The sequence below is a fragment of the Sinorhizobium sp. genome, from assembly GCF_059070375.1.
In genome coordinates this window covers 2518103-2540959 of record NZ_JCACWC010000003.1, presented here as the reverse complement: position 1 = coordinate 2540959, position 22857 = coordinate 2518103, and the positions used below count along the sequence as shown (strand labels likewise).

The 22857-nt window shown below is 60.9% G+C and carries 21 protein-coding genes and 1 tRNA gene; 18 read left to right on the top strand and 4 right to left on the bottom strand.

Annotated elements, in window-relative coordinates; translation table 11 throughout:
• Positions 1 to 38: 38 nt before the first annotated feature.
• On the bottom strand, positions 39 to 1244 hold the full coding sequence (carA, locus tag AC5J09_RS24250; RefSeq protein ID WP_100671811.1) for a glutamine-hydrolyzing carbamoyl-phosphate synthase small subunit: 1206 nt from the start codon (positions 1242 to 1244) through the stop codon (positions 39 to 41).
• Between the two features lie 325 nt (positions 1245 to 1569).
• Here carA and AC5J09_RS24245 point away from each other — a divergent pair, with 325 nt between their 5' ends.
• The 12 genes from AC5J09_RS24245 (at position 1570) to AC5J09_RS24190 (ending at position 14543) form a co-directional block, all read left to right on the top strand.
• A complete protein-coding gene (locus AC5J09_RS24245; RefSeq protein ID WP_018095619.1) occupies positions 1570 to 2019 on the top strand; it encodes a GatB/YqeY domain-containing protein in 450 nt (149 codons plus the stop codon).
• 235 nt (positions 2020 to 2254) lie between these two features.
• Positions 2255 to 4258 (top strand): DNA primase, encoded by a 2004-nt coding sequence (gene dnaG, locus AC5J09_RS24240; RefSeq protein ID WP_411921648.1) that lies wholly within the window; start codon positions 2255 to 2257, stop codon positions 4256 to 4258.
• A 45-nt stretch (positions 4259 to 4303) separates the two neighbouring features.
• On the top strand, positions 4304 to 6214 hold the full coding sequence (gene recQ, locus AC5J09_RS24235) for a DNA helicase RecQ (protein WP_494298704.1): 1911 nt from the start codon (positions 4304 to 4306) through the stop codon (positions 6212 to 6214).
• A 139-nt stretch (positions 6215 to 6353) separates the two neighbouring features.
• The gene (locus AC5J09_RS24230) at positions 6354 to 7541 is read left to right on the top strand and encodes a glycine C-acetyltransferase (protein WP_494298703.1); all 1188 of its coding nucleotides are present in this window, start codon (positions 6354 to 6356) and stop codon (positions 7539 to 7541) included.
• 23 nt (positions 7542 to 7564) lie between these two features.
• Positions 7565 to 8599 carry an L-threonine 3-dehydrogenase gene (gene tdh, locus AC5J09_RS24225; protein WP_018095615.1) on the top strand — a complete coding sequence of 345 codons (1035 nt, stop codon included), beginning with the start codon at positions 7565 to 7567 and terminating at the stop codon, positions 8597 to 8599.
• 438 nt (positions 8600 to 9037) lie between these two features.
• The gene (rpoD, locus tag AC5J09_RS24220) at positions 9038 to 11092 is read left to right on the top strand and encodes an RNA polymerase sigma factor RpoD (protein ID WP_018095614.1); all 2055 of its coding nucleotides are present in this window, start codon (positions 9038 to 9040) and stop codon (positions 11090 to 11092) included.
• Positions 11093 to 11364: 272 nt separating this feature from the next.
• Positions 11365 to 11655, top strand: coding sequence for a GYD domain-containing protein (locus tag AC5J09_RS24215; RefSeq protein WP_003532955.1), 291 nt, complete (start codon positions 11365 to 11367; stop codon positions 11653 to 11655).
• A gap of 201 nt (positions 11656 to 11856) precedes the next feature.
• Positions 11857 to 12426 (top strand): transglycosylase SLT domain-containing protein, encoded by a 570-nt coding sequence (locus AC5J09_RS24210; protein WP_018095613.1) that lies wholly within the window; start codon positions 11857 to 11859, stop codon positions 12424 to 12426.
• Between the two features lie 95 nt (positions 12427 to 12521).
• The gene (locus AC5J09_RS24205; protein ID WP_029956413.1) at positions 12522 to 12875 is read left to right on the top strand and encodes a DUF1428 domain-containing protein; all 354 of its coding nucleotides are present in this window, start codon (positions 12522 to 12524) and stop codon (positions 12873 to 12875) included.
• Positions 12876 to 12998: 123 nt separating this feature from the next.
• The gene (locus AC5J09_RS24200; RefSeq protein WP_494298702.1) at positions 12999 to 13421 is read left to right on the top strand and encodes a secondary thiamine-phosphate synthase enzyme YjbQ; all 423 of its coding nucleotides are present in this window, start codon (positions 12999 to 13001) and stop codon (positions 13419 to 13421) included.
• A gap of 101 nt (positions 13422 to 13522) precedes the next feature.
• A complete protein-coding gene (locus tag AC5J09_RS24195; RefSeq protein WP_494298701.1) occupies positions 13523 to 13927 on the top strand; it encodes a ketosteroid isomerase-related protein in 405 nt (134 codons plus the stop codon).
• Between the two features lie 259 nt (positions 13928 to 14186).
• Complete coding sequence (locus AC5J09_RS24190; RefSeq protein ID WP_379938101.1) at positions 14187 to 14543, top strand: hypothetical protein; 357 nt, start codon at positions 14187 to 14189, stop codon at positions 14541 to 14543.
• Positions 14544 to 14636: 93 nt separating this feature from the next.
• Here AC5J09_RS24190 and AC5J09_RS24185 read toward each other — a convergent pair whose 3' ends face one another.
• Positions 14637 to 15425 (bottom strand): SIMPL domain-containing protein, encoded by a 789-nt coding sequence (locus AC5J09_RS24185; protein WP_003537551.1) that lies wholly within the window; start codon positions 15423 to 15425, stop codon positions 14637 to 14639.
• A 145-nt stretch (positions 15426 to 15570) separates the two neighbouring features.
• On the opposite strand from AC5J09_RS24185, the gene AC5J09_RS24180 reads away from it, so the two are divergent.
• From AC5J09_RS24180 to AC5J09_RS24155, 6 genes are all read left to right on the top strand, one after another.
• Positions 15571 to 15647: transfer RNA gene (locus AC5J09_RS24180), tRNA-Ile, on the top strand.
• Between the two features lie 627 nt (positions 15648 to 16274).
• Positions 16275 to 16922, top strand: coding sequence for an HD domain-containing protein (locus AC5J09_RS24175; protein WP_494298700.1), 648 nt, complete (start codon positions 16275 to 16277; stop codon positions 16920 to 16922).
• A gap of 598 nt (positions 16923 to 17520) precedes the next feature.
• The gene (locus AC5J09_RS24170; protein ID WP_494298699.1) at positions 17521 to 18267 is read left to right on the top strand and encodes an SDR family NAD(P)-dependent oxidoreductase; all 747 of its coding nucleotides are present in this window, start codon (positions 17521 to 17523) and stop codon (positions 18265 to 18267) included.
• A 215-nt stretch (positions 18268 to 18482) separates the two neighbouring features.
• Complete coding sequence (locus tag AC5J09_RS24165; RefSeq protein WP_494298698.1) at positions 18483 to 18917, top strand: hypothetical protein; 435 nt, start codon at positions 18483 to 18485, stop codon at positions 18915 to 18917.
• A 152-nt stretch (positions 18918 to 19069) separates the two neighbouring features.
• Positions 19070 to 19708, top strand: coding sequence for a response regulator transcription factor (locus AC5J09_RS24160; RefSeq protein WP_494298697.1), 639 nt, complete (start codon positions 19070 to 19072; stop codon positions 19706 to 19708).
• A 282-nt stretch (positions 19709 to 19990) separates the two neighbouring features.
• Positions 19991 to 20752, top strand: a complete 762-nt coding sequence (locus AC5J09_RS24155) for an SDR family oxidoreductase (RefSeq protein ID WP_494298696.1) — start codon at positions 19991 to 19993, stop codon at positions 20750 to 20752.
• 195 nt (positions 20753 to 20947) lie between these two features.
• On the opposite strand, the gene AC5J09_RS24150 is transcribed toward AC5J09_RS24155, so the two are convergent.
• Both AC5J09_RS24150 and AC5J09_RS24145 read right to left on the bottom strand, forming a co-directional pair.
• Positions 20948 to 21919, bottom strand: coding sequence for an alpha/beta fold hydrolase (locus AC5J09_RS24150; protein WP_494298695.1), 972 nt, complete (start codon positions 21917 to 21919; stop codon positions 20948 to 20950).
• 133 nt (positions 21920 to 22052) lie between these two features.
• Positions 22053 to 22658 carry a hypothetical protein gene (locus AC5J09_RS24145; RefSeq protein WP_494298694.1) on the bottom strand — a complete coding sequence of 202 codons (606 nt, stop codon included), beginning with the start codon at positions 22656 to 22658 and terminating at the stop codon, positions 22053 to 22055.
• Between the last annotated feature and the right edge of the window lie 199 nt (positions 22659 to 22857).

Sequence of the window (22857 nt, the reverse complement as noted above, 5' to 3'; positions counted from 1 at the left end):
TGCAAGAAGGCCCGCACGAGGCGGGCCTTGAGAAGAACTCAGCGCTCGGCGAGTGCCGGTTCGCCTTTCTTCTCGCGAATGAGATTCAGGAAGCGGCGGAAGAGGTAATGGCTGTCCTGCGGGCCTGGCGATGCTTCCGGGTGATGCTGGACGGAGAAGATCGGCCTGCCGCCGACGCGCAGGCCGCAATTGGTGCCGTCGAAGAGCGAGATGTGAGTCTGTTCAACGCCTTGCGGAAGCGAGTTCGCATCGACCGCGAAGCCGTGGTTCATGGAAACGATCTCAACCTTGCCGGTGGTGTGGTCCTTGACCGGGTGGTTGGCGCCGTGGTGTCCCTGGTGCATCTTTTCGGTCTTGGCACCGAGCGCCAGTGCCAGCATCTGGTGGCCGAGGCATATACCGAAGACCGGGATATCCGTCTTGAGAAGGTCCTGAATGACCGGCACGGCATATTCGCCCGTTGCGGCCGGGTCGCCCGGGCCGTTCGACAGGAAGATGCCGTCCGGCTTGAGCGCGAGGACTTCCTCGGCGCTCGTCTGCGCCGGAACGACGGTGACACGGCAGTTCAGACCGGCGAAGAGGCGCAGGATGTTGCGCTTGACGCCGTAGTCGAGAGCCACGACGTGATAAGCGGCGTCGGTCTCGCCCAGCGTCGAGTAGCCCTCGTTCCAGACCCACGGCTTCTCGTTCCAGCGATAGGACTGCCCGGACGTGGCGACCTTGGCGAGGTCGAGGCCTTCGAGGCCGCTCCAGGCCTTTGCCTCGGCTTTCAGCGCCTCGACGTCGAAGACGCCTGCCGGGTCGTGGGCGATGACGCCGTTGGGCATGCCGTTTTCGCGGATCCAGGCCGTCAGCGCCCGCGTGTCGATGCCGCAGAGCCCGATGATGCCGCGCGCCTTCAGCCAGGCGTCGAGGTGCTTGGCGGCGCGGTAGTTGGAGGGCTCGGTGATGTCGGCCTTGAAGATGACGCCGACGGCACCGTTGCGGGCGGCAGGCGTAAGATCCTCGATGTCCTCGTCATTGGCGCCGATATTGCCGATATGCGGGAAGGTGAACGTGACGATCTGGCCGAGATAGGAGGGATCGGTCAGGATTTCCTGGTACCCGGTCAACGCCGTGTTGAAACAGACCTCGGCCTGAACCTTACCGGTCGCGCCGATGCCCTTGCCTTCGATCACCGTGCCGTCGGCCAGAACGAGCAGGGCAGTGGGTTTCTGGATTGTCCATGCGGGTGTCGCGGTCATCGTCTCTATCCCGTTGTGGCCGAAAGCGAGGCTTGAAAGCCGGTCGGTTCAGGGCCATTTCAGATCGCATGCGGCATGGCGCGCGGAAACCCCGCGGGAGAAAGTTCATGCCGATGTACGTGCAGGTGCCGGAAAATAGCCAAAGGCTCTGGCAAGGTCAACCAGACGCTGTGAATTGTTCCGAAATAAAATGCGTTATAATTCAATCGGTTGCCAAAGACGTTTGATTGTGCCTGCCGCACTGGTTTAAGACGATGACAAATGGACGCATCGAACCGGCCCCGCAGATAGAGCCCTGGGGTCGGTTTCGACATGGAGTTAAGACATGCGCGAGCATTTCGCCAATGCACTGAAAGAAGCCCTCAAGGCCAAGGATACCCGGCGCATCTCGACCGTCCGGCTCATCCAGGCTGCGATCAAGGACCGCGACATCGCCAATCGCGGCCACGGCAAGGACCCGGTCGGCGACGACGAGATCCTGCAGATCCTCGCGAAGATGATCAAGCAGCGCGAGGAATCGGCCCGAGTCTATGACGAGGGCGGCCGGCCGGAGCTTGCCGAGCAGGAGCGGCAGGAAATCGCCATCATCAACCAGTTTCTGCCGGAGCAGCTTTCCGAGGAAAAGGTCAAGGAAGTCTGCGCCAAGACCGTCGCGGAAATCGGTGCGCACGGGCTGCGCGACATGGGCAAGTGCATGAACGCCCTGAAGGAGCGTTATCCCGGCAAGATGGACTTCGGCAAGGCCTCCGGGGTGGTCAAGGACCTCCTGAAGTAAGCCGCAGCGCCCGCTCCGGCGGGCGCGCATTCCTTAAGGCCGCTGACGGCAAACGACCCGCGCCGCGCCGGCCGACAAGCGTTACCTCCTTGGCTCGAGCCCGTGCCTGTGAATAGCGGGCAAGGCGCAGGCTGCCTGTGGCTTCCTTCGGCCATGCCGCTTATATGGAGGTTTGCATGCATGTCGTTGCCCGAAGCCGCTGCACGGGCTCGGGCGACATGCGGTAGAGGTAACCATGCGCTTTTCACCGTCCTTCCTCGACGAGATACGCGACCGCGTCCCCATTTCGGACGTGATCGGCAAGCGCGTCACCTGGGACCGGCGCAAGACCAATGTTCCGCGCGGCGATTATTGGGCCTGTTGCCCGTTCCACGGCGAGAAATCTCCGAGCTTCCACTGCGAGGATCGCAAGGGCCGCTATCATTGCTTCGGCTGCGGCGTTTCCGGCGATCATTTCCGCTTCCTGACCGAGCTCGAGGGCCTGAGTTTTCCGGAAGCCGTGCAGCAGATCGCCGATTTGGCGGGCGTCCCGATGCCGCAGCCGGACCCGCAGGCCGAGCAGCGCGAGCGGGAACGTACGAGCCTGCTCGACGTCATGGAACTGGCGACGCAGTTTTTTCAGGATCAGCTTCAGACGGCGAACGGGGCAAAGGCGCGCGCCTATCTGCGCGAGCGCGGACTGACCGGCCGCACAATCGAGACGTTCCGTCTCGGCTTTGCACCCGACAGCCGCAATGCGCTGAAGGAGTTTCTCGCCGGAAAGGGTATCGGCAAGGAGCAGATCGAGGCCTGCGGCCTCGTCGTGCACGGCGACGGCATTCCGGTTTCCTACGACCGCTTCCGCGACAGGATCATGTTCCCGATCCCGTCCGCCCGAGAAAAGGTGATCGCCTTCGGCGGGCGCGCCATGTCGCCGGACGCCCCGGCAAAATATCTGAACTCCAACGAGACCGAGCTCTTTCACAAGGGCAATGTGCTCTTCAATTTCGCCCGCGCCCGGCGGGCTTCGCAGGGTGCCGACGGCGCAGGCACGATCATTGCCGTCGAAGGCTATATGGACGTGATCGCGCTTCATCAGGCGGGGATAGAAAATGCCGTTGCGCCGCTCGGCACGGCGCTGACCGAAAATCAGCTCGATCTCTTATGGAAGATGACGACCCAGCCGGTGCTCTGCTTCGACGGCGACGGCGCCGGCGTCCGGGCCGCCCATCGGGCCGTCGATCTCGCGCTGCCCCATTTGAAGCCGGGCCGGTCCGTGCGCTTTGCCCTGTTGCCGGAGGGCAAGGACCCGGACGATGTGGTGCGCCATGACGGACGCGAGCCCTTCGACAAGGTGCTCGCCAATGCCCGCTCGCTCGCCGACATGGTCTGGCAGCGCGAGGTGCAGGGCGGCGATTTCGACACGCCGGAAAAACGCGCCGAACTCGAAGCGCGGCTGCGGCAGGTGACCTCGGTAATCGCAGACGAGAGCGTGCGCCGCCATTATGGGCAGGACATGCGCGACCGCCTGAATGCGTTTCTTCAGGGGAGCGCGCCGTTCAGAGGCGAAAGGCGGCCGTTCGAGCGAGCCGGGAGGCAGGCGGGCAGGCAGGGTGGCAGGGGCTGGTCGCCGGCTCCCAACCCGGTCATGGGCGCGGCCGTGGAGGCTGGGACCGCCGGCAGTTCCAAACTCAATCAGATGCTGAAGGCCCGCGGCTCGCTTCGCCCGCCGGTACTTCGCGAGAGCGTGCTTGCGTTGACGATCGTCAATCATCCGCAATTGCTGTTCGACGAGTATGACGAGATTGCCACGATCGAGTTCGACCACCGTGATCTGCAGCGCTGCTGGGCTGCGGTTCTGAACGCGGCGGCGGCGAACGGATTGCGGCTCACGCGGGAAACCCTCATGGAGCAGCTCGAGGCGGAGGGATTCTCCACGCTGATCGCCGCTCTGGACCGGCAGGTGCGCTATGCGCGGCTCTGGACCGCAACGGCGGCGGCGGCTCCGGAGGATGCACGCGAAGGTTACCTTCAGGCCCTGACGCTTCATCGGCGGACGAAGGCGCTGCTCTGGCAGAAGCGGGAACTCGAGCGCGAGATCGCGGAAGCCACGGCGTCCGAAGACGTGGAGCAGGGTCAGCGGCTCGTGCGCGCCATGGAGGAGGTGCAGCTCGAGCTTCACCGGATGGACAAGCTCGAAGCGATCATCGAAGGCTTCGGCGTGCTTTCCGGCCGCGTCAAGGGCCCGGCGGCTCGTTAGCCGATACTCTCACGACGGGCCGGTTGAGCAGCGGCCCGAGCCGGTTTGCCTTCAATCAGCCGCGACTCCATACTGCGTGCTCCCGATGAAAGCGATTCCATGCCCGAAAGCCACAACACCGCCCGCCTGTTCGAAACGGAAGGCCTCAACAATCCCCTCGATCTCCTGAAGCGTATCTACGGTTATTCCACCTTCCGCGGCCAGCAGCAGGCGGTCGTCGACCATGTGGTTGCCGGTGGCGACGCCGTCGTGCTCTTTCCGACGGGGGCGGGAAAATCGCTCTGCTTCCAGATCCCGGCGCTCTGCCGCCGGGGCGTCGGCATCGTCGTTTCGCCGCTGATCGCCCTGATGCGCGATCAGGTGGAGGCGCTGAAGCAGCTCGGCATCCGGGCCGCGGCACTCAACTCTTCATTGACGCGGGACGAGGCGATCGCGGTCCGCCGCGCACTTTCGAGAGACGAACTCGATCTCCTCTACGTGACGCCGGAGCGCGCCGTCACCGATGGCTTTGCCGAAATGATCGCCGATGCCGACATCGCCCTTTTCGCGATCGACGAGGCCCATTGCGTATCGCAATGGGGACATGACTTCCGCCCGGAATATCGCGGCCTCGGCTGCCTCGCCGAGCGCTTTCCCGGCGTGCCGCGCATCGCGCTTACCGCCACCGCGGATCCCCATACGCGCGACGATATGATCGAGCGGCTGGCACTCGGCGGCGCGCGCGTTTTCACCTCCAGCTTCGACCGACCGAATATCGCCTATGAGATCGTGGAACGCGATCAGCCTCGCCAGCAATTGCTGCGCTTCCTGTCGCGCTTCAAGGATGCAAGCGGCATCGTCTATTGCCTGTCGCGCGCGAAGGTCGAGGACACGGCGGAATGGCTCGATGGACAGGGCATCCGTGCACTTCCCTATCATGCCGGCATGGAGCGGGCGGCGCGCGACGCCCATCAGGATGCATTCCTGAAGGAGGAGAATCTGTGCCTCGTCGCAACCGTCGCCTTCGGCATGGGGATCGACAAGCCGGATGTGCGCTACGTCGCCCATCTCGATCTCCCGGGCTCGGTCGAGGCCTACTACCAGGAGACGGGGAGGGCGGGTCGCGATGGCCTGCCTTCCGAAGTGTGGATGGCCTATGGCATGGCCGACGTCATCCAGCGCCGGCGGATGATCGACGAGGGCGGTGCGCCCGAGGAAATCAAGCGCATCGAGCGGGCGAAACTCAATTCGCTGCTTGCCATTTGCGAGACGGCAGGCTGCCGGCGCCAGGCCATCCTCGCGCATTTCGGTGAGGCTCATCCGGGCGGCTGCGGTCATTGCGACACCTGCCTGAAGCCCGTCGAGACCTGGGACGGCACGGAAGCGGCGATCAAGGCGCTTGCCGCCGTCTACCGGACCGGAGAGCGCTTCGGAACCGGCCATCTGATCGATGTGCTTACGGGCAGCGTGAACGAGAAGACGGAGCGCTTCGGCCATGTCGACATGCCGGTCTTCGGGGCCGGCAAGGACCTGCCGGCGCGCACCTGGCAGTCGATCTTCCGGCAACTGCTCGCCGCCGGGCTGATCTCCGTGGACCACGGCGCCTTCGGAGCGTTGAAGCTCGAGCCCGAGGCCCGCAGCGTCTTTCGCCGCGAACGGCAGGTGCTCTTCCGCAAGGACCGTCCGAGTTCCGGCAAGGCCAAAGCCGCGCGCGGGTCGAAGGCGACCGGCGAACGATCGGACCTCGCGGGATCCGATCTCGAACTGTTCGAGCGGCTCCGGTCCGAGCGCCTCTCTCTCGCCCGAGAGATGGACGTGCCGCCCTATGTCGTCTTTCCGGATACGACCTTGATCGCTCTCGCCAAGCGGCGTCCGCGCGATTTCGACGAATTGCTCGACGTTCCCGGTATCGGCGAGAGCAAGCGGGAGAGATATGGCGAAGCGTTTCTCGCCGTGATCGAGGCGTTCGAGGGCTGAAGTCGAAGCGGGATGATGGAACCGCCCTCGTCCCGGTGCGGGCGTGGGCGCAGCATCGAAACCGATTCCATGAGCAGTGCCATCGTGCTAGTCGTCTAGACTGGTGAAATGAAGTTCTTGTCTCGAAAGCACGCAGCCCATGACCACGGCCTTCCTCTCCCATCTCCGTTCGGAACTCGAAAGCCTCAGGCAGGCCGGGCTCTATAAGTCCGAGCGGGTCATCACCTCCAAGCAGTCGGGCGAGATTGAAGTCGCTTCCGGCGAGCGCGTCCTGAATTTCTGCGCCAACAACTATCTCGGCCTCGCCGACAGCGAGGAGCTTGCGGAAGCCGCGAAGAGCGCGCTCGACCGTTACGGCTACGGCATGGCGTCTGTGCGCTTCATCTGCGGCACGCAGGAGGAGCACAAGGAGCTCGAAGCGCGCATATCCTCCTTCCTGGGCATGGAGGACACGATCCTCTATTCCTCCTGTTTCGACGCCAATGGCGGTTTGTTCGAGACGCTGCTCGGCGAGGACGACGCGATCATCTCCGATGCGCTGAACCATGCCTCCATCATCGATGGAGTGCGCCTCTCCAAGGCGAGGCGCTTCCGCTATGCGAACAACGACATGGCAGCATTGGAAGAGGAGCTGAAGAAGGCGGAAGGCAGCCGTTTCAAGATGATCGCCACCGACGGCGTCTTTTCGATGGACGGCATCATCGCCAATCTCCAGGGCGTTTGCGATCTGGCTGAGAAATACCACGCCATGGTCATGGTGGACGACAGCCATGCGGTCGGCTTCGTCGGCAAGCATGGCCGCGGCTCCGCCGAACATTGCGGCGTCGAAGGACGGGTCGATATCATTACCGGTACGCTCGGCAAGGCGCTCGGCGGCGCTTCGGGCGGGTATACCTCGGCGAAGGCCGATGTCGTCGAGTGGCTGCGCCAGCGTTCGCGGCCCTATCTCTTTTCCAATACGCTCGCGCCCGTGATCGCGGCCGCTTCTCTCAAGGTTTTCGAGCTGATGGAAGACGGCGACGCTCTGCGCAACCGTCTTTACGCAAACGCGGCGCTCTTCCGGAGCGAGATGTCGAGGCTAGGCTTCACGCTTGCCGGCGAGGGCCATCCGATCATTCCGGTCATGCTTGGAGATGCGGCGCTCGCACAGGAGATGGCGGCGCGCATGCTGAAGAAGGGCGTCTACGTCGTGGGCTTCTCCTTCCCGGTGGTGCCGAAGGGGCAGGCCCGCATCCGCACGCAGATGTCCGCGGCGCACAGCGAAACGGATGTCCGCCGTGCCATCGCGGTCTTCGAGGAGGTGGGCCGCGAACTGGAGGTGATCTAATTGGCACAGGCGAGGATCGAGCGATGACCAACATGATGAAGGCACTCGTCAAGACGAAGCCGGAGGTCGGCCTCTGGATGGAGCGCGTGCCGGTGCCGGAAGTCGGCCCGAACGACGTCCTGATCCGTGTCAGGAAATCGGCAATTTGCGGCACCGACGTCCACATCTGGAATTGGGATCAATGGGCGGAGAAGACGATCCCGGTGCCGATGGTCGTCGGACACGAATTCATGGGCGAGGTCGTCGAGGTCGGGCCGGCCGTCAGCAAGCATCATGTCGGCGAGCGCGTTTCCGGAGAAGGTCACATCGTCTGCGGCAAATGCCGCAATTGCCGCGCGGGCAGGGGGCATCTCTGCCGCAACACGCTCGGCGTCGGCGTCAATCGCCCCGGCTCCTTCGCCGAGTTCGTCTGCCTTCCCGAATATAATGTCGTGTCGATCCCCGACGACGTGCCGGACGAGATCGCCGCAATCTTCGACCCCTTCGGCAACGCCGTGCATACGGCGCTCTCCTTCGATCTCGTCGGCGAGGACGTTCTGGTCACCGGTGCCGGGCCGATCGGCATCATGGGGGCGATGGTGGCCAAGCGTTGCGGTGCCCGCAAGGTGGTGATTACCGACATCAACCCCGTTCGTCTGGATCTCGCGCGCAAGCTCGGCATCGACCACGTCGTCGACGCTTCGAAGGAAAATCTTGCCGACGTCATGCGGGTGATCGGCATGACCGAGGGCTTCGATGTCGGGCTGGAAATGTCGGGCGCCGCGCCCGCGTTCCGCGATATGATCGACAAGATGAATAATGGCGGCAAGATCGCGATCCTCGGCATTGCACCGGCGGGCTTCGAAATCGACTGGAACAAGGTCATCTTCAAGATGCTCAACCTCAAGGGCATCTATGGCCGCGAAATGTTCGAGACCTGGTACAAGATGATCGCCTTCGTCCAGGGCGGGCTCGACCTCTCGCCGATAATCACCCACCGGATCGGCATCGACGATTTTCGCGACGGCTTCGAGGCGATGCGCTCGGGCAATTCCGGCAAGGTGGTGATGGACTGGTAGACGGAGTCGCGGTCGCGATCGACTGCCATCAGGATTCTTCCGGAAAAATCGCGCAACCCTTGTCTTTCTTTGGGGCGCTCCTACATGTTGAGCGAAAGCTGATAAACAGCGCAAAATCCCGTCAATGAGCGTTTTTTGCCGATTTGCGCGGTTTTTCACCGGAAATGCTTGACGGGATCAAAAATTCTGGGAATCACCATTTCAAGCAGAAATGGCGACATGGTACGGCGGATAGGAAATCATGCCAGGGACGTTTCAGTGGCAGGACTGTCGAAGCTTGCCCGTTCACCGCGATCGCTGTCGTGGTTAATCAGGAATTAAATATCATCCCGTTACGTCAGGGGAAATAATCGGTGGCGGGTACGCGGCGTGCCCGGACCTCCGAGTAGCATTGATTACCGGGCGCCGGCCGGTTGCGACAAGGAAAGCGACGAATAAATGGCAACAAAAGTCAAAGAAAACGAAGAAGCCGACGTTGAACGTGAAGGTGCACCGGACGGTCCGCTTCTCGATCTTTCCGACGATGCTGTCAAGAAGATGATCAAGGCCGCCAAGAAGCGCGGCTATGTGACCATGGACGAGCTCAACTCCGTTCTGCCCTCCGAAGAAGTGACTTCCGAGCAGATCGAAGACACGATGTCCATGCTTTCCGACATGGGCATCAACGTCATCGAGGACGAGGAAGCCGAGGAGGCTGCCGCCAGCGACGACGATGACGGCGCCGACGAGGGCGAAAGCGAAGGCGGCGAACTCGCGCCTGCCAGCGGCACCGCGCTTGCAGCCAGCAAGAAGAAGGAGCCGACCGATCGCACCGACGATCCGGTGCGCATGTATCTGCGCGAGATGGGCTCCGTGGAGCTTCTCTCGCGCGAAGGCGAAATTGCCATCGCCAAGCGTATCGAGGCCGGCCGCGAAACGATGATTGCCGGGCTTTGCGAGAGCCCGCTTACCTTCCAGGCGTTGATCATCTGGCGCGACGAGCTGAACGAGGGTCAGACCCTTCTGCGCGAGATCATCGATCTCGAGACGACCTATTCCGGCCCCGAGGCAAAGGCTGCACCGCAGTTCCAGAGCCCGGAAAAGATCGAAGCCGACCGCAAGGCTGCGGAAGAGAAGGAAAAGGTACGCAAGACCCGCGCTGCGGCGAACGACGACGACATCACCAATGTCGGCGGCGAAGGCCAGCCATCCGAAGAAGAAGAGGAGGACGACGACGAGTCGAACCTCTCGCTCGCCGCGATGGAAGCGGAACTGCGTCCGCAGGTGATGGAGACGCTCGACGTCATCGCCGAAACGTACAAGAAGCTCCGTAAGCTGCAGGACCAGCAGGTGGAAGCGCGCCTTGCCGCGACCGGCACTCTGTCGCCGGCGCAGGAGCGCCGCTACAAGGAGCTGAAGGACGAGCTGATCAAGGCCGTGAAGTCGCTGTCGCTCAACCAGAACCGCATCGACGCTCTGGTCGAGCAGCTCTACGACATCTCCAAGCGCCTGACGCAGAACGAGGGCCGCCTCCTGCGCCTGGCCGAATCCTATGGTGTCAAGCGTGAGGCGTTCCTGGAGCAGTATTCCGGCGCCGAGCTCGATCCGAACTGGATGAAGTCGATCAGCAATCTCGCCGGCAAGGGCTGGAAGGAGTTTGCCAGGGCCGAAAACCAGACGATCCGCGACATCCGCCAGGAGATCCAGAACCTTGCCACCGAGACCGGCATTTCCATTGCCGAGTTCCGCCGCATCGTATCCATGGTCCAGAAGGGCGAACGTGAAGCGCGTATCGCCAAGAAGGAGATGGTCGAGGCCAACCTTCGTCTGGTGATCTCTATCGCCAAGAAGTACACGAACCGTGGCCTGCAGTTCCTCGATCTGATCCAGGAAGGCAACATCGGTCTGATGAAGGCGGTCGACAAGTTCGAGTATCGCCGCGGTTACAAGTTCTCGACCTATGCGACATGGTGGATCAGGCAGGCGATCACCCGTTCGATCGCCGACCAGGCCCGCACGATCCGCATTCCGGTGCACATGATCGAGACGATCAACAAGATCGTGCGCACCTCTCGCCAGATGCTGCACGAGATCGGCCGCGAGCCGACGCCGGAGGAACTGGCGGAAAAGCTCGCCATGCCGCTCGAAAAGGTGCGCAAGGTCCTGAAGATCGCCAAGGAGCCGATCTCGCTCGAAACGCCGGTCGGCGACGAGGAAGATTCGCATCTCGGCGATTTCATCGAGGACAAGAATGCGCTGTTGCCGATCGACGCGGCCATTCAGGCGAATCTGCGCGAGACGACGACGCGCGTGCTCGCCTCGCTCACGCCCCGCGAGGAGCGCGTGCTGCGCATGCGTTTCGGCATCGGCATGAACACCGACCATACGCTGGAAGAAGTCGGCCAGCAGTTCTCGGTCACCCGCGAACGCATCCGGCAGATCGAAGCGAAGGCGCTGCGCAAGCTCAAGCATCCGAGCCGTTCGCGCAAGTTGCGCTCGTTCCTGGACAGCTGATCCCAGGACCTTCCAAGAAGTAACGAAGCCGGGCCTGGATCTAGCGCCCGGCTTTCTTTGTGCGCCGGGCGTGGCGCAAAACCGTACCTCGTTTTCCTCGAAATGCTTTATACTTTGCGCGTTGCGGCAGAGAAGGTCGCTCCCTCCCATCGCCGGGAACTTGGCGTTCCGAGGCCGCATATGAGTGCGCGAATGCGCTGCGGTATTCTTCAGATACAGGGCATCCTTGAGCGCCTTCGGCCGAAGGCGGGATGCTTTGCGGGAGGTGTGAGATGACGACTTACGTTCTGCTTCTCAATTGGACCGAGCTGGGTATCAGGAACGTGCGCGAGTCGCCGAAGCGGCTCGATGCGGCAAGGAGGCAGCTCGAGGAAATGGGCGGTTCCTTCAAGGATTTCTATCTGACGATGGGCGAACACGACATGGTTGCGATCTGCGAAGCGCCTGACGACGCAGTCGCTGCGCGCTTCGCTATCACGCTCGGCATGAACGGCAATGTGCGTACGCGCACGCTGAAGGCCTTCCCGGAGGCCGCCTACCGCGAACTGATCGGTACGCTCTGATCGAGCGCTTCCGGATCGCCGCTCATCTGCCTGCCGGCGCCTTCTCCCCGCAAGGGGCGAACGGAGTCGTTCGCCCGCTCCCCGCCTGCGGGGGAGCTCGGATTCTAACCCGAGGAGAGGGGTAGCCCACTTCGCCTACGCATAAAAACCGATCCTTAAGATTTACGTCTTATCAACCTCTCGCAAACGAGAGGTTCCGCGATGCGTTGCGTTTTTGTCGTCGTCCTCCTGTTGTTGGCCGGCTGCGGGACGGTGCCGAGAGAGACCCGGAACGCCTGTGCGGTTTTCGAGCAGCGAGATGGTCTTTTCAACAATTGGCGCAGGGCTGCCTACGCGGCAGAGCGCGAATACGGCGTGCCGGTCCCGGTGTTGATGGCGACGATCTATGCCGAGTCAGGCTTCCGCCATAATGCCAGGCCGCCTCGCACGAAACTCTTCGGCTTCATCCCGTGGACAAGGGTCTCGTCGGCCTACGGCTACTCGCAGGCGCTTGACGGCACCTGGGCGCGCTATCAGTCCGAGACTGGCCGGTGGACGGCGCGCCGATCGGATTTCGGCGACGCGATCCGCTTTATCGCCTGGTATCACAATCAGAGCCACCAGCGGAACGGCATCGCTCTCAACGATACCTACCGGCTCTATATCGCCTATTACCACGGCCACAGCGGCTACGCCCGCGGCAACTGGAGTGATACGGCAAAGGCAGGCGCCAAGAGAGCATCCGGCATGGCTGCGAACTACGCGCGCCAGCTGCGCGGCTGCGGCTCCTGACGCGAGCGGATGACGGCAGCCATCAAAATGTCGTCCCCCTGTCGGATCCTGCGCTCTTCGATCGTCCTTGTGATGTCAACGTGGAGGAGACGAAAATGGCGTATGTGGACGGTTTTCTCGTTGCAGTGCCGACGGCCAACATAGAGGCCTACAAGAAGCTGGCGAGCGCGGCGGGTGCGGTGTGGAAGGAGCATGGCGCGCTCAATTACGTCGAATGCCTCGCAGACGACGTGCCCTATGGCGAACTCACATCATTCCCGCGCGCGGTTCAGGCAAAGGACGACGAGACCGTCGTCTTCTCGTGGATCGTCTACCGGTCGCGTCAGGACCGGGACGCGATCGTCGCCAAGGTGATGGCGGATCCGAGACTACAGGGCGACGAATGGAAGTCCATCTTCGATGGAAAGCGCATGATCTATGGCGGGTTCGAGGCTTTCCTCGAACTATAGAAACGGCGTTGCAGCCTGCGGTACGATCCCGTAAGTCATGGGGCGAACCGGATGCTAGACAGGCCCCGGACGTCAATGGACATGCGGGGTCACAGCAGCGCCCGGAAGCTCGCGGAGGGGAGAATGGCGCAGACCGCCATCGCCATATCTACGAAAGGGCAGGGGCTCTACGAGTTCACGGCCGCGGCCGGCGACTTCGTGCGCGCGTCCGGCGTGGACGAAGGATTGCTCACGGTTTTCGTCCGTCATACTTCCGCTTCGCTGATCATCCAGGAGAACGCCGATCCGGACGTGAAGCGAGACCTCCATGCCTTTTTCCACCGGCTGGTACCGCCGTCCTCCGATCGCTCGATGAGCTGGATCGTCCATACGATGGAGGGGCCGGACGACATGCCGGCCCATATCAAGGCGGCACTCACACAGGTTTCGCTCGGCATCCCCGTCATGCAGGGACGCCTGGCGCTTGGAACCTGGCAGGGGCTTTATCTCTTCGAACACCGCGACCGGCCGCACCGCCGCGAGATCGTCCTGCATCTCGGCAGCTGACGAGGCGCAGGTGCGGCGGCCCGCGCAGGCGCTACCATTTTCTCTTTCCGCGCGGCCGGCGCATTGCGGTAGAGTGAAGCGGGGACAATGCGGAGGAGAAAATGACAGACGCCCAGACGATAGCCAGCCGTTTCATCGAAGCCCTGAACGACCGCGACTTCGACACGCTTTCCCGTCTCGTCGGCGAGGACGTCGCGTTCGACTCGCCCACCGGGGAGCGAACCCTCGGCGCCGGCGCGCTCAGGAGCTGGGTGATGAATTATTTCCGCCATTTCGACGAGAGCTTCGGCGACGTCGTGTTGATGCGGGACGCCGGCGGTGAGCGGGTGGCGGCGGATACGACCGCGCGCGGTACCTATCGCGAGACGATGGCCGGCTTTCCCAAAGCCTCCGGTCAGGCCTATTCCATTGCGAGCGTCTTCGTCTTCGAGATCGAGGACGGTCTCATTGCGCGACTCAGCCACTATCGCAACAGCCGCCTCTTCGAGCGCGAGCTGGCGGGGTGAGCCCGTCTTAACCGTCTGACGCCAACGCACGTCCGGACGAAGAACCTTTGTACACGTTTCTGGAATCGCTCCTTAGCCTGTCGGATCAATAACTTACCCTGCCGGAATGTACCGGGGGTTTGGAGCGATTCATGGCGCGCCGGGGGCGTGATCAACCTGAATACTGCATGAACGGAGGGTTCCGGTGCCGTTCAGTTTGGCGGGCCTATGTTTGCCTCAATCGTCAACCAGAACCGCTTCGTCACACCGGAGAAAAGCAATGAAAAAGTTCCTCGTTAAAGCCGCCGTCGCTGCAGTGATCGGATTGACCGGTCTGGTTTCCACGGCCTCGGCGCAGTCGCTCACCCTGGAATTGGGTCCGGGCGGCGGCGTCCACTACCGCGACTATGACCGCCACGACGACTGGCGCGATCGCCGGCACTATGACCGCCGCGACCGTCGCGGCCGCTGTGCACCCGGCCTCGCCGTCGAAAAGGCACGCGATCGCGGGCTCCGCCGCGCCTATGTTGCCGACGTCACGGGTCGCCGCGTCGTCGTCGAAGGCCGCCGCCATGGGCACCGCCAGGCCATCATTTTCGCCAATGCACGCGGATGCCCGGTCATCGGCCGCTGGTAAATCCCCGGTTTTCCGTCTCGTCTCCCCCGGCCGACGGAAATGGAGCCCTCACGCCCTGGCGTGGGGGCTCTTTGCTTTGCGCTTCGGACCCCGTTACTGATTGACGGCGAACGTCACGTTGACGGTGACGTTATAGGCATTCTCGCCGGTCGCCATCGGAACCGAATCGGCGGCGGCAAATTCCTTCGCCATGCTGCGGACCACGGGGATCGGTTCGGGCCGGGAGGGCTGCTCCGCGATCTCGATCACGCGTCCGAGCGAGACCCCCGCCGCCTCGGCCAGAACCTTGGCCTTGTTGATGGCGTCGGCGACCGCGGCCTTGCGGGCTTCCGTGATCACGGCATCCGGCTTGTCGTTGGTGAACTCGATGCCGCCGCCCTGATTGACGCCGAGGGTCACGGACTTGTCCAGGATCTCGCCGAGCTGTCCCAGATCCCGCACGCGCACGCCGACGCCGTTGACGACCTGATAGCCCACCAGTTCCGGCGGCCGATTACCGCCATCATTGTTCGGCGGATAGTGATATTGCGGATTGATCGAGAAGCCGCTCGTCTGCAGGTCGCGCTCGGCGATCCCGGCCTGCTTCAATGCCGAGAGCACGTCCGCCATCGCCTTGTTGTTGGCATCGAGCGCTTCGCGCGCGGTCTTGGCGTCCTTGACGACGCTGAGCTGCAAAATCGCCATGTCCGGAGCGGTCGTCGAGCGGCCCTCGCCGGAGACCTTGATCACCGCCTGACGGCCCCTGACACCGTCCGGGCGCCCCTTGCCATCTCCCTTGCCGGCGGTGCTCTCCTGCGCCGCCGCCGCGGCTGCAAAGGCGCCGGCAAATGCGGCTGCGACTGCGGCGACATGAACGGTACGGGCAATGCGTGTAGAAAACATGGACGTTTCTCTCCGGTTGTTTATCCTCGATTCCATGCTTACTGATTGTGTAGCTATTGCGGCAATGGCTTGTCGGCAAAAAGGTTTTACGCTAGAGCCTGCACAGCGGACTGCCATTGGTCCGCAACCGCCGGCGACGACGGCAGGGCCTGTAGCTCAATGGTTAGAGCCGGCGGCTCATAACCGCTTGGTTGGGGGTTCGAGCTCCCTCCGGGCCCACCATTTTCCTTTGTTTTCAATGGGTTGAGGGGGAGGGGCTAAAAAAATCAAGTACCCCTTTAGTACCCCTGAGAAACAAAAAAGCGGCCCGAAAGCCGCTCCTTTTTCATTCGCCGCCAACCCGCAACCGGGGCCGCGTTCGTTTGGCTCCGAGTCGTTCGTCCAGTAGCTTGCCGGCCGCCGCCGTGGGGCGCCCTCGGCGTAGAGGGCAACTTGCTGCGTCGTAGTGTGGCCGAGCATGTCTTTCTGCATTTGGAACGTTGCGCCGGTTTCGGCCAGCATTCGGACATATGATTTACGGCCGTGCAAGGTGTATCCGGTCTTCCGCCTTCTTGTTTGAAACCGGGATATCGGCCTGTTCGCACCAATGGGCCATCTTGCCGATCAGGCTCTTGTCAGAGAACGCATTGCCATATGCGGTTTTCAAAACAGTTCCGCTGTCTCCCTTCGACGGCGCCAGCGCCTCGACGAGCAGGGCGTATGGCAGATTCGCGTTGGTTGCGGGTCTGTTGTCCGGTCCTCGCTAGCTGAAACGCCGGTCGATAAGCACAACGTATAGTGTCGGAGATATTTCAACTTATCTAACCATGCCGCTCCAGTTGAACCAAGAAATCGTGACCGGAGATGCAAATGGCTGTTGAACGCAGACGTATTTTAGCTGGCGTTGTTGTGCCAGACACGGAAATTGTGCGGAAGGCATTGGAATACGCCGGAAAAGTATATGAGGCGTACTTATTCAATCACGTAATGCGATCGTGGCTGTTTGCGGTAAGTTTGGCTAAAATCCAGAATGTCGATCACGACGAAGAGGTCGTGGCGCTAGGCACCCTCCTACATGATGTGACGTTGAACACCTCATTCCGAGGGCCGCGCCGCTTCGAGGTCGAAGGGGCGGATATCGCGAGAAGCTTCGCCTGGGAAGCCGGCGTGGTAGGTCAGCGGGCGCAACTCATCTGGGATAGCGTGGCTCTCAACTCAACTCCCTCAATCGGACTCTACAAGGAACCGGAAGTGGCGCTTTGCACAGCCGGAATCTGCCTCGATGTCGTGGGCCTGCAGTATTTTCTGATTTCAGCGGTGGAGATAAGAGCAATCGTCGAAGCGTTCCCACGGCTCGGTTTGAAGAAGAAGATGACCAGCTGCTTTTGCCATATGGTAAAAAACGCGCCAGAGACTTCCTACGACAATTTCCTACGCGATTTCGGACAGCGGTATGTGCCGGGCTACGAGGGGCCGTCATCAGCGGATTTCGTCATGAATGCTCCCTTCGACAGCTAGTGCTGAGCGACGCCTCGGTACTCCAGATCACTTGTGATGGCGGAAAACATCGCGGTGTCGATCCTCCGGCGCCAAGGGTCCAGGCGCTCGCCACGGACAATTCCTTTGAGTTCCCTAAAGTATTAGTGTCAGGCAAAACCAACGTATAACTATCATCGGAACCCCGACGGAGTAACCTCACAACCGTCAAGATCGCGGTCCTCCCCCTTCCAAGCGACTTGACTGTCCTCGGTCCCCCTCGTCACCGAGGACTGCGGAAGCCGCATCCGCATAGTGGGCCGTCTCTTTGCCGGAGACGGCCCCTTTTTTATGCGAGGCTTGTTCTTCAAGATCAGTTCGCAAACCGATTGACTCGCTAACCTCCAACCATCTTGCGGCCTCAAGGGCGAATGATCGGTCTCCGGCATCTACACGCTTAGACACCCGGCACACCAGGTCGGGTTGTGGTATTCGAAAATTTGGCGTGGGCGAAGAGCGCTGACCGTCAGCCTCTTCGGTCTATTCGATAAGCTGAGGAATGATTGATGTGCCAGCTGGCCGGCTAATACCTTGCGGCTCCAGATCGTATTTCGATGAGATCGAAAACGGAGCTCAAGCCATGAAATCACTTGAAGGAAAAATTGCAGTAATAACCGGTGGCAATAGCGGCATCGGAAAGGCGACTGCCAAGCGCTTCGCTGAGGAAGGCGCGCAGGTCTTGATTACCGGCCGCCGCGAGGACGTCGTCGAGGCTGCCGCGGCGGAAATTGGCCATCAAGCAATCGGCGTGTGCGGCGACGTCTCGAGAATCGATTTTCATCAACGCCTGGCCGAAACGGTGCAGCGCAAGTTCGGTGCAATCGATATTTATGTTGCGAACGCTGGTGTGATTAACCTCGAGGGCTCGAACACGGTCACGGAGGACGAATTCGACCGGCATTTCGACATCAATGCGCGCGGCGTCTTTTTCGGTGTACAGGCAGTTGCCCCACTGATCCGCGACGGCGGTAATATCATCGTCACAAGCTCTTTGGCCGCCACGAAGGTGCTTCCGCAGCACACGGTCTACGCCGGTTCGAAAGCGGCCTTAGCAGCATTCGCGCGCAACTGGGCGCTCGAGTTCAGGGACCGTCGTATCCGGGTCAATATCCTAAGCCCTGGGCCGGTCGAGACCGAAATACTCAGCAAGCTCGGCGTGAGCGAGGCCGACCGCCCTGGGTTCGAGGCGCACATGGCGGGTTTGATCCCCGCAGGTCGGATGGGCCGACCTGAAGAACTCGCGGAGGCGGCATTGTTCCTCGCGTCGAAGGGAACCTTCGTCAACGGGATTGAATTGATCGTAGATGGCGGCATGCATTTGACCTGAGGCAATGCCCACCGACCCGTCACTTCGAAGGCGGGTCGGTGGCAACGGTTCAGCCAGTCCTTCGGCGGCGGATCCTACCCTGTTCGCCCCTGGAAGATGGACCTGCAGGGTCCGCTCCACCGGATATTTTGCGCTCGATGCCCAAACCTTCGTTTGGGCAGTTTCGAATATGTCACGATGTTAATTTCTCCGGCAGTCAACCGAAGGAGATTGAAATGCAGGTTCTCAAATATTGTGTATTCGCAATGGTGGGGTTCAATGTGGTCATGGCCGGGTGGCTCTCGATCCACATGCTCTATGATCCCGAGGGTTGGTACTATTTCGTTCCCGGGGTGACCGATACGGGCTTTTACAATCAGCACTTCATCCGAGATATCGGCATCATCCAAGGGTTCATTGCGCTGGCATTCGCCATCGGTACGTTCAAAACGGAGCGCCGCATTGAGCTCTGGGCTGCCGCAACGCTCTGGCTGATCGCTCACGCCTGCTTCCACCTGTGGGAAGTAGCGGTTGGCATCTGCTCCGCGTCTGTTCTACTGCGCGATTTTCCCGCCGTAAGTCTACCGGCGCTTTTTGGCATCGCTGGCACTGTTTGGGCTTGCGCCGAGTCTAAGGTGACGGACAAGAGCGTCGCAACCGCGTATCTCTGATTGGCAACGTTGGCATGTGTGCGAGACGGGACCCAAACCAAGGTTTATGGTCCCGCCGATTCTGAACTGTGCTATGGCAATCCCGAGGGCCAGGACTTTGTGGCGCGACCCCGTCAGATTGACGCACGCTTAGACTGAAAGGCGGCAACAAGATGCAAAACGCAAACGTCAAGCCGGAAGCGTCCGCTGAACCCATTGTGTACGTGGTTGATGACGACGTCGAGATGCGGGAAGCATTGCTAGACCTCTTTCTGGTCACGAAGAAGCGTGCGTCTGCGTTCTCCTGCGGTTCGGAGTTCTTCCAGCGGGCCGACACCACAGCGCCGGGATGTGTTGTCGTCGATCTGAGGATGCCTGATGGTACCGGGCTCGACTTGCAGGATCGCCTCATTTCGATAGGAAGCAAACTCCCTGTGATCTTCCTGACCGCGTTCGCGGACATACCTACCAGCGTTCGCGCAATGAAGGCGGGAGCCACCGACTTTATAACCAAACCGTTTTCCAACACGGACCTACTCCAGGCCGTCGATCATGCAATCGAAGTGGATTGTAAGCGACGCAACACCGCTGCCGAGGTCGACCGGGTGAGGTCGCTTGCCGACACACTCACGCCGCGGGAAACCGAGGTTATGCTTGCCGTCGTAAGCGGCCTGATGAATAAACAAGTCGCCTACGAGCTTGGAATCAGCGAGATGACCGTCAAGCTCCACCGCATGAGCGTTATGCGCAAGATGCAGAGCCGCTCTCTTCCCGATCTGGTCCGCAAAGCTGAAATGCTACGGCGGGACTAAGACGCCGAACCTTAGGCTGCCTGTCGATGAGATGCATTCGTCTGCGGACGGCCGGCGGGTGTAGTTCGCGCGCAAACGATTATCCCCAACCTACGTTTAGCTAGGCTGATCGACATATTCCCATAGACTTTCCGCAGGTCGGGCCATGATCGGTCGGCGGCATTGGAGATCGACCTTCGTCGAGCCGATCGCTGCCTTTGTGGACTGGAACCTGACCGCAGGGAACCTGCCGTGCCGGTATCAACCGGCGTTGCGGATAGATCACCGTAATAGGAGCGAACAATGAAAATCGTCGTGATTGGCGGAACCGGCCTGATCGGTTCGAAACTGGTGAAGCGCCTTGAGGCCAAGGGGCATGAAGTGGTCGCGGCATCTCCAGCGTCGGGTGTGAACGCTGTAACCGGCGAAGGACTGGCTGAAGTGCTTGCAGGGGCGCAGGTTGTAGTCGACGTCGCCAATTCTCCGTCGTTTGAGGACAAGGCTGTCATGGAGTTCTTTCAGACCTCCGGGCGTAACCTTCTATCCGCCGAGGCTGTTGCAGGTGTTAAGCACCACGTGGCGCTTTCGGTTGTCGGCACCGAGCGCTTGCAGGATAGCGGCTATTTTCGAGCCAAGCTGGTTCAAGAGAATCTTATCAGGGAGTCGAAAATTCCCTATACGCTCGTTCACTCCACCCAGTTTTTCGAATTTATGTTCGGTATTGCTCAGTCCGGTGCGCAGGGTGATAAGGTTCACCTTTCTCCCGCGATGATGCAGCCAATTTTTTCCGATGATGTTGCCGACGCTCTTGCGGAGGTCGTGGTTGGTTCACCTTCCAACGGCGTAAAGGAAATCGCGGGACCGGAACCGATCCGCATCTCGGACGCCGTGGCGAAGTACCTGCGTCAGATTGGCGACAAGCGGGAGATCGTCGTCGACGACAAGACTCCGTATTTCGGCGTAGTGCTCGATGACAGAATGTTGATGCCGGGGCTTGGCGTCCACCTTGGGCGCACTGCTTACTCCGAGTGGGTTAAGACCGCAACGCCGCCTCCGGCACGCTGATCGCCTCCATAGGAAGCAACCAGTCAGAAAGGCCGCAGAATGTCTGCGGCCTTTCCCATTTCTGCAAAATTGGCTGAAGCTGAAGATCGGAAACGCGGGGACCAAACTGTTTTTTCGCCGGTAGGCGTAATCATGAAGTCGCTTGCGGACGCCACCGGCGAAGGGGGAGCGCTCGTCACCTCGCGCTACCGCCTATCAAGCTTGAATGAACGCAAGAATATCGGCGTTGATGAGATCCGCGTGTGTGGTCGCCATGCCGTGAGGCAGGCCAGGGTAGATCCTCAGCGTTGACTTCCGAAGAAGCTTCGCGGACAGTTCTGCCGAATTAGCAACCGGGACCACCTGGTCGTCATCCCCGTGCAGCACGAGTGTGGGCACGTCGATGGTCTTCAAATCTTCGGTGAAATCCGTCTCGGAGAAAGCCTTGATTCCCAGGTAGTGCGCGTTCGCGGCCCCGGCCATTCCCTGACGCCACCAGTTCTTGATCGTGGCGTCGCTTGCCTTAACTCCTTCACGGTTGAAACCGTAGAACGGGCCGCTTGCCACGTCATAGTAGAACTGCGAGCGGTTGGCCGCGAGCGCAGCGCGGAACCCGTCGAAGACCTCGATCGGGAGGCCACCCGGATTTGCGGGCGTCTTCACCATGATCGGGGGGACAGCTCCGATGAGTACGAGTTTGGAGACGCGGCCCTTGCCGTGGCGAGCTGTGTAGCGTGCGGCTTCGCCGCCGCCGGTCGAGTGCCCAACGTGGATCGTATTGCGGAGGTCGAGATGTTCTACCACCGCGGCAACATCGGATGCATAGTGGTCCATATCGTGGCCGCCGTTTACGGGTGAAGACCGGCCGTGCCCCCGGCGATCATGTGCGATTACCCGATGGCCTTTTCCGAGGAAGAAGAGCATTTGATTGTCCCAGTCGTCGCCACTAAGAGGCCACCCGTGATGGAACACGATGGGCTGAGCATCCTTAGGACCCCAATCTTTGAAGAAAATTCGCGTGCCATCGCTGACAGTGACAGAGTTATGGCTATCGGACGTGACCGGCTGTGGCTTCTTTTTGCCGGCCGCCGAGGCTGGCTGCGCTCCGACGGCGGCCGCGGCCGCGGCAAGGGTAAGTGTTCCGGCTACGACGTTTCGTCGTGTCGTGCCAAGAGAAGATCGTTCCATGGTTTTCTCCAAAGTAAAATATTACTTGCATGCAACACGTACATCTAAGTCATGCAAGAATATTACTCTATCAATATAGAAACGTATTGAAACGTATACCTACGTTATAGTCGTTGCTGCGCTGCAGTAAAGATCACGAGGTCACCAAACCGAGCCTTTCGGGCAAGCCAGGCATCACCGGCGACGTTGCCTCGTCGCGCAGAGTCTCCCGCCACTCGTACAACTGGGTTCCGGGTTGGTGATCCTGGACTATGAGATCGTGCTCTACTGCGAGGAAGAACTCTGCGTGGATCCGGTCGGAGAAGCCCGCGAAAAGCATACGCTGTCTACGCGCAGGCAGATGTCGCTCGCGGACTTCGATCTCGACAATTCCAATCGTCGCATCCCAATGAGCGACGGACAACGGGTTCTTTTCGGCATGTAGAGCGCGATCCGAATAGGCGAAAACTTCGGGCAGTTCGAAAAACTCATCAATCTCGGCGCGTCCGAGCTGCTCGTGGTCAGGCTGCCAATCGTGGATGTTCAACGGTCCCATGTGATGCTCTGAGAAGAGCTGACCATGTTCGACGCGATCACGGCATCTATACCCAAAACCGTTTTTGCATAACGCAAGTTGGACCTCTGCGCAGTCGAATTCGAAAGGTCTGTCGCGAATGCGATCGATGATCTTTTTAAGGTCGCGGAGATAATGCGTGTAAGACGTGACGGCCATGTTGAGACCCAAAGTGCTCGCTTCCACCACCTATCCAGAATGGTGGGCGCAGCGCGCTGATGGTAAGTGAAACTGTAGCCTGCCAATGCTCCGCCGGAGGTCGGGGCTCCCGAATTCAAGAGGTTACATCGCAGGTTTCGAATACCTTAGGTGCTAAACGTAGGACCTTGAAGCTATACCGAAGTTTGCGCATCGCCACTTTCTTGGCCTGGCGACGCCTGGCGTC

What these genes read in the sequence shown, in the direction of transcription:
- carA (WP_100671811.1), bottom strand. Translation starts at nt 1,244, where the DNA reads ATGACCGCGACACCCGCATGGACAATCCAGAAACCCACTGCCCTGCTC.
- AC5J09_RS24245 (WP_018095619.1), top strand. Translation starts at nt 1,570, where the DNA reads ATGCGCGAGCATTTCGCCAATGCACTGAAAGAAGCCCTCAAGGCCAAG.
- dnaG (WP_411921648.1), top strand. Translation starts at nt 2,255, where the DNA reads ATGCGCTTTTCACCGTCCTTCCTCGACGAGATACGCGACCGCGTCCCC.
- AC5J09_RS24230 (WP_494298703.1), top strand. Translation starts at nt 6,354, where the DNA reads ATGACCACGGCCTTCCTCTCCCATCTCCGTTCGGAACTCGAAAGCCTC.
- tdh (WP_018095615.1), top strand. Translation starts at nt 7,565, where the DNA reads ATGACCAACATGATGAAGGCACTCGTCAAGACGAAGCCGGAGGTCGGC.
- rpoD (WP_018095614.1), top strand. Translation starts at nt 9,038, where the DNA reads ATGGCAACAAAAGTCAAAGAAAACGAAGAAGCCGACGTTGAACGTGAA.
- AC5J09_RS24215 (WP_003532955.1), top strand. Translation starts at nt 11,365, where the DNA reads ATGACGACTTACGTTCTGCTTCTCAATTGGACCGAGCTGGGTATCAGG.
- AC5J09_RS24210 (WP_018095613.1), top strand. Translation starts at nt 11,857, where the DNA reads ATGCGTTGCGTTTTTGTCGTCGTCCTCCTGTTGTTGGCCGGCTGCGGG.
- AC5J09_RS24205 (WP_029956413.1), top strand. Translation starts at nt 12,522, where the DNA reads ATGGCGTATGTGGACGGTTTTCTCGTTGCAGTGCCGACGGCCAACATA.
- AC5J09_RS24200 (WP_494298702.1), top strand. Translation starts at nt 12,999, where the DNA reads ATGGCGCAGACCGCCATCGCCATATCTACGAAAGGGCAGGGGCTCTAC.
- AC5J09_RS24195 (WP_494298701.1), top strand. Translation starts at nt 13,523, where the DNA reads ATGACAGACGCCCAGACGATAGCCAGCCGTTTCATCGAAGCCCTGAAC.
- AC5J09_RS24190 (WP_379938101.1), top strand. Translation starts at nt 14,187, where the DNA reads ATGAAAAAGTTCCTCGTTAAAGCCGCCGTCGCTGCAGTGATCGGATTG.
- AC5J09_RS24185 (WP_003537551.1), bottom strand. Translation starts at nt 15,425, where the DNA reads ATGTTTTCTACACGCATTGCCCGTACCGTTCATGTCGCCGCAGTCGCA.
- AC5J09_RS24175 (WP_494298700.1), top strand. Translation starts at nt 16,275, where the DNA reads ATGGCTGTTGAACGCAGACGTATTTTAGCTGGCGTTGTTGTGCCAGAC.
- AC5J09_RS24170 (WP_494298699.1), top strand. Translation starts at nt 17,521, where the DNA reads ATGAAATCACTTGAAGGAAAAATTGCAGTAATAACCGGTGGCAATAGC.
- AC5J09_RS24165 (WP_494298698.1), top strand. Translation starts at nt 18,483, where the DNA reads ATGCAGGTTCTCAAATATTGTGTATTCGCAATGGTGGGGTTCAATGTG.
- AC5J09_RS24160 (WP_494298697.1), top strand. Translation starts at nt 19,070, where the DNA reads ATGCAAAACGCAAACGTCAAGCCGGAAGCGTCCGCTGAACCCATTGTG.
- AC5J09_RS24155 (WP_494298696.1), top strand. Translation starts at nt 19,991, where the DNA reads ATGAAAATCGTCGTGATTGGCGGAACCGGCCTGATCGGTTCGAAACTG.
- AC5J09_RS24150 (WP_494298695.1), bottom strand. Translation starts at nt 21,919, where the DNA reads ATGGAACGATCTTCTCTTGGCACGACACGACGAAACGTCGTAGCCGGA.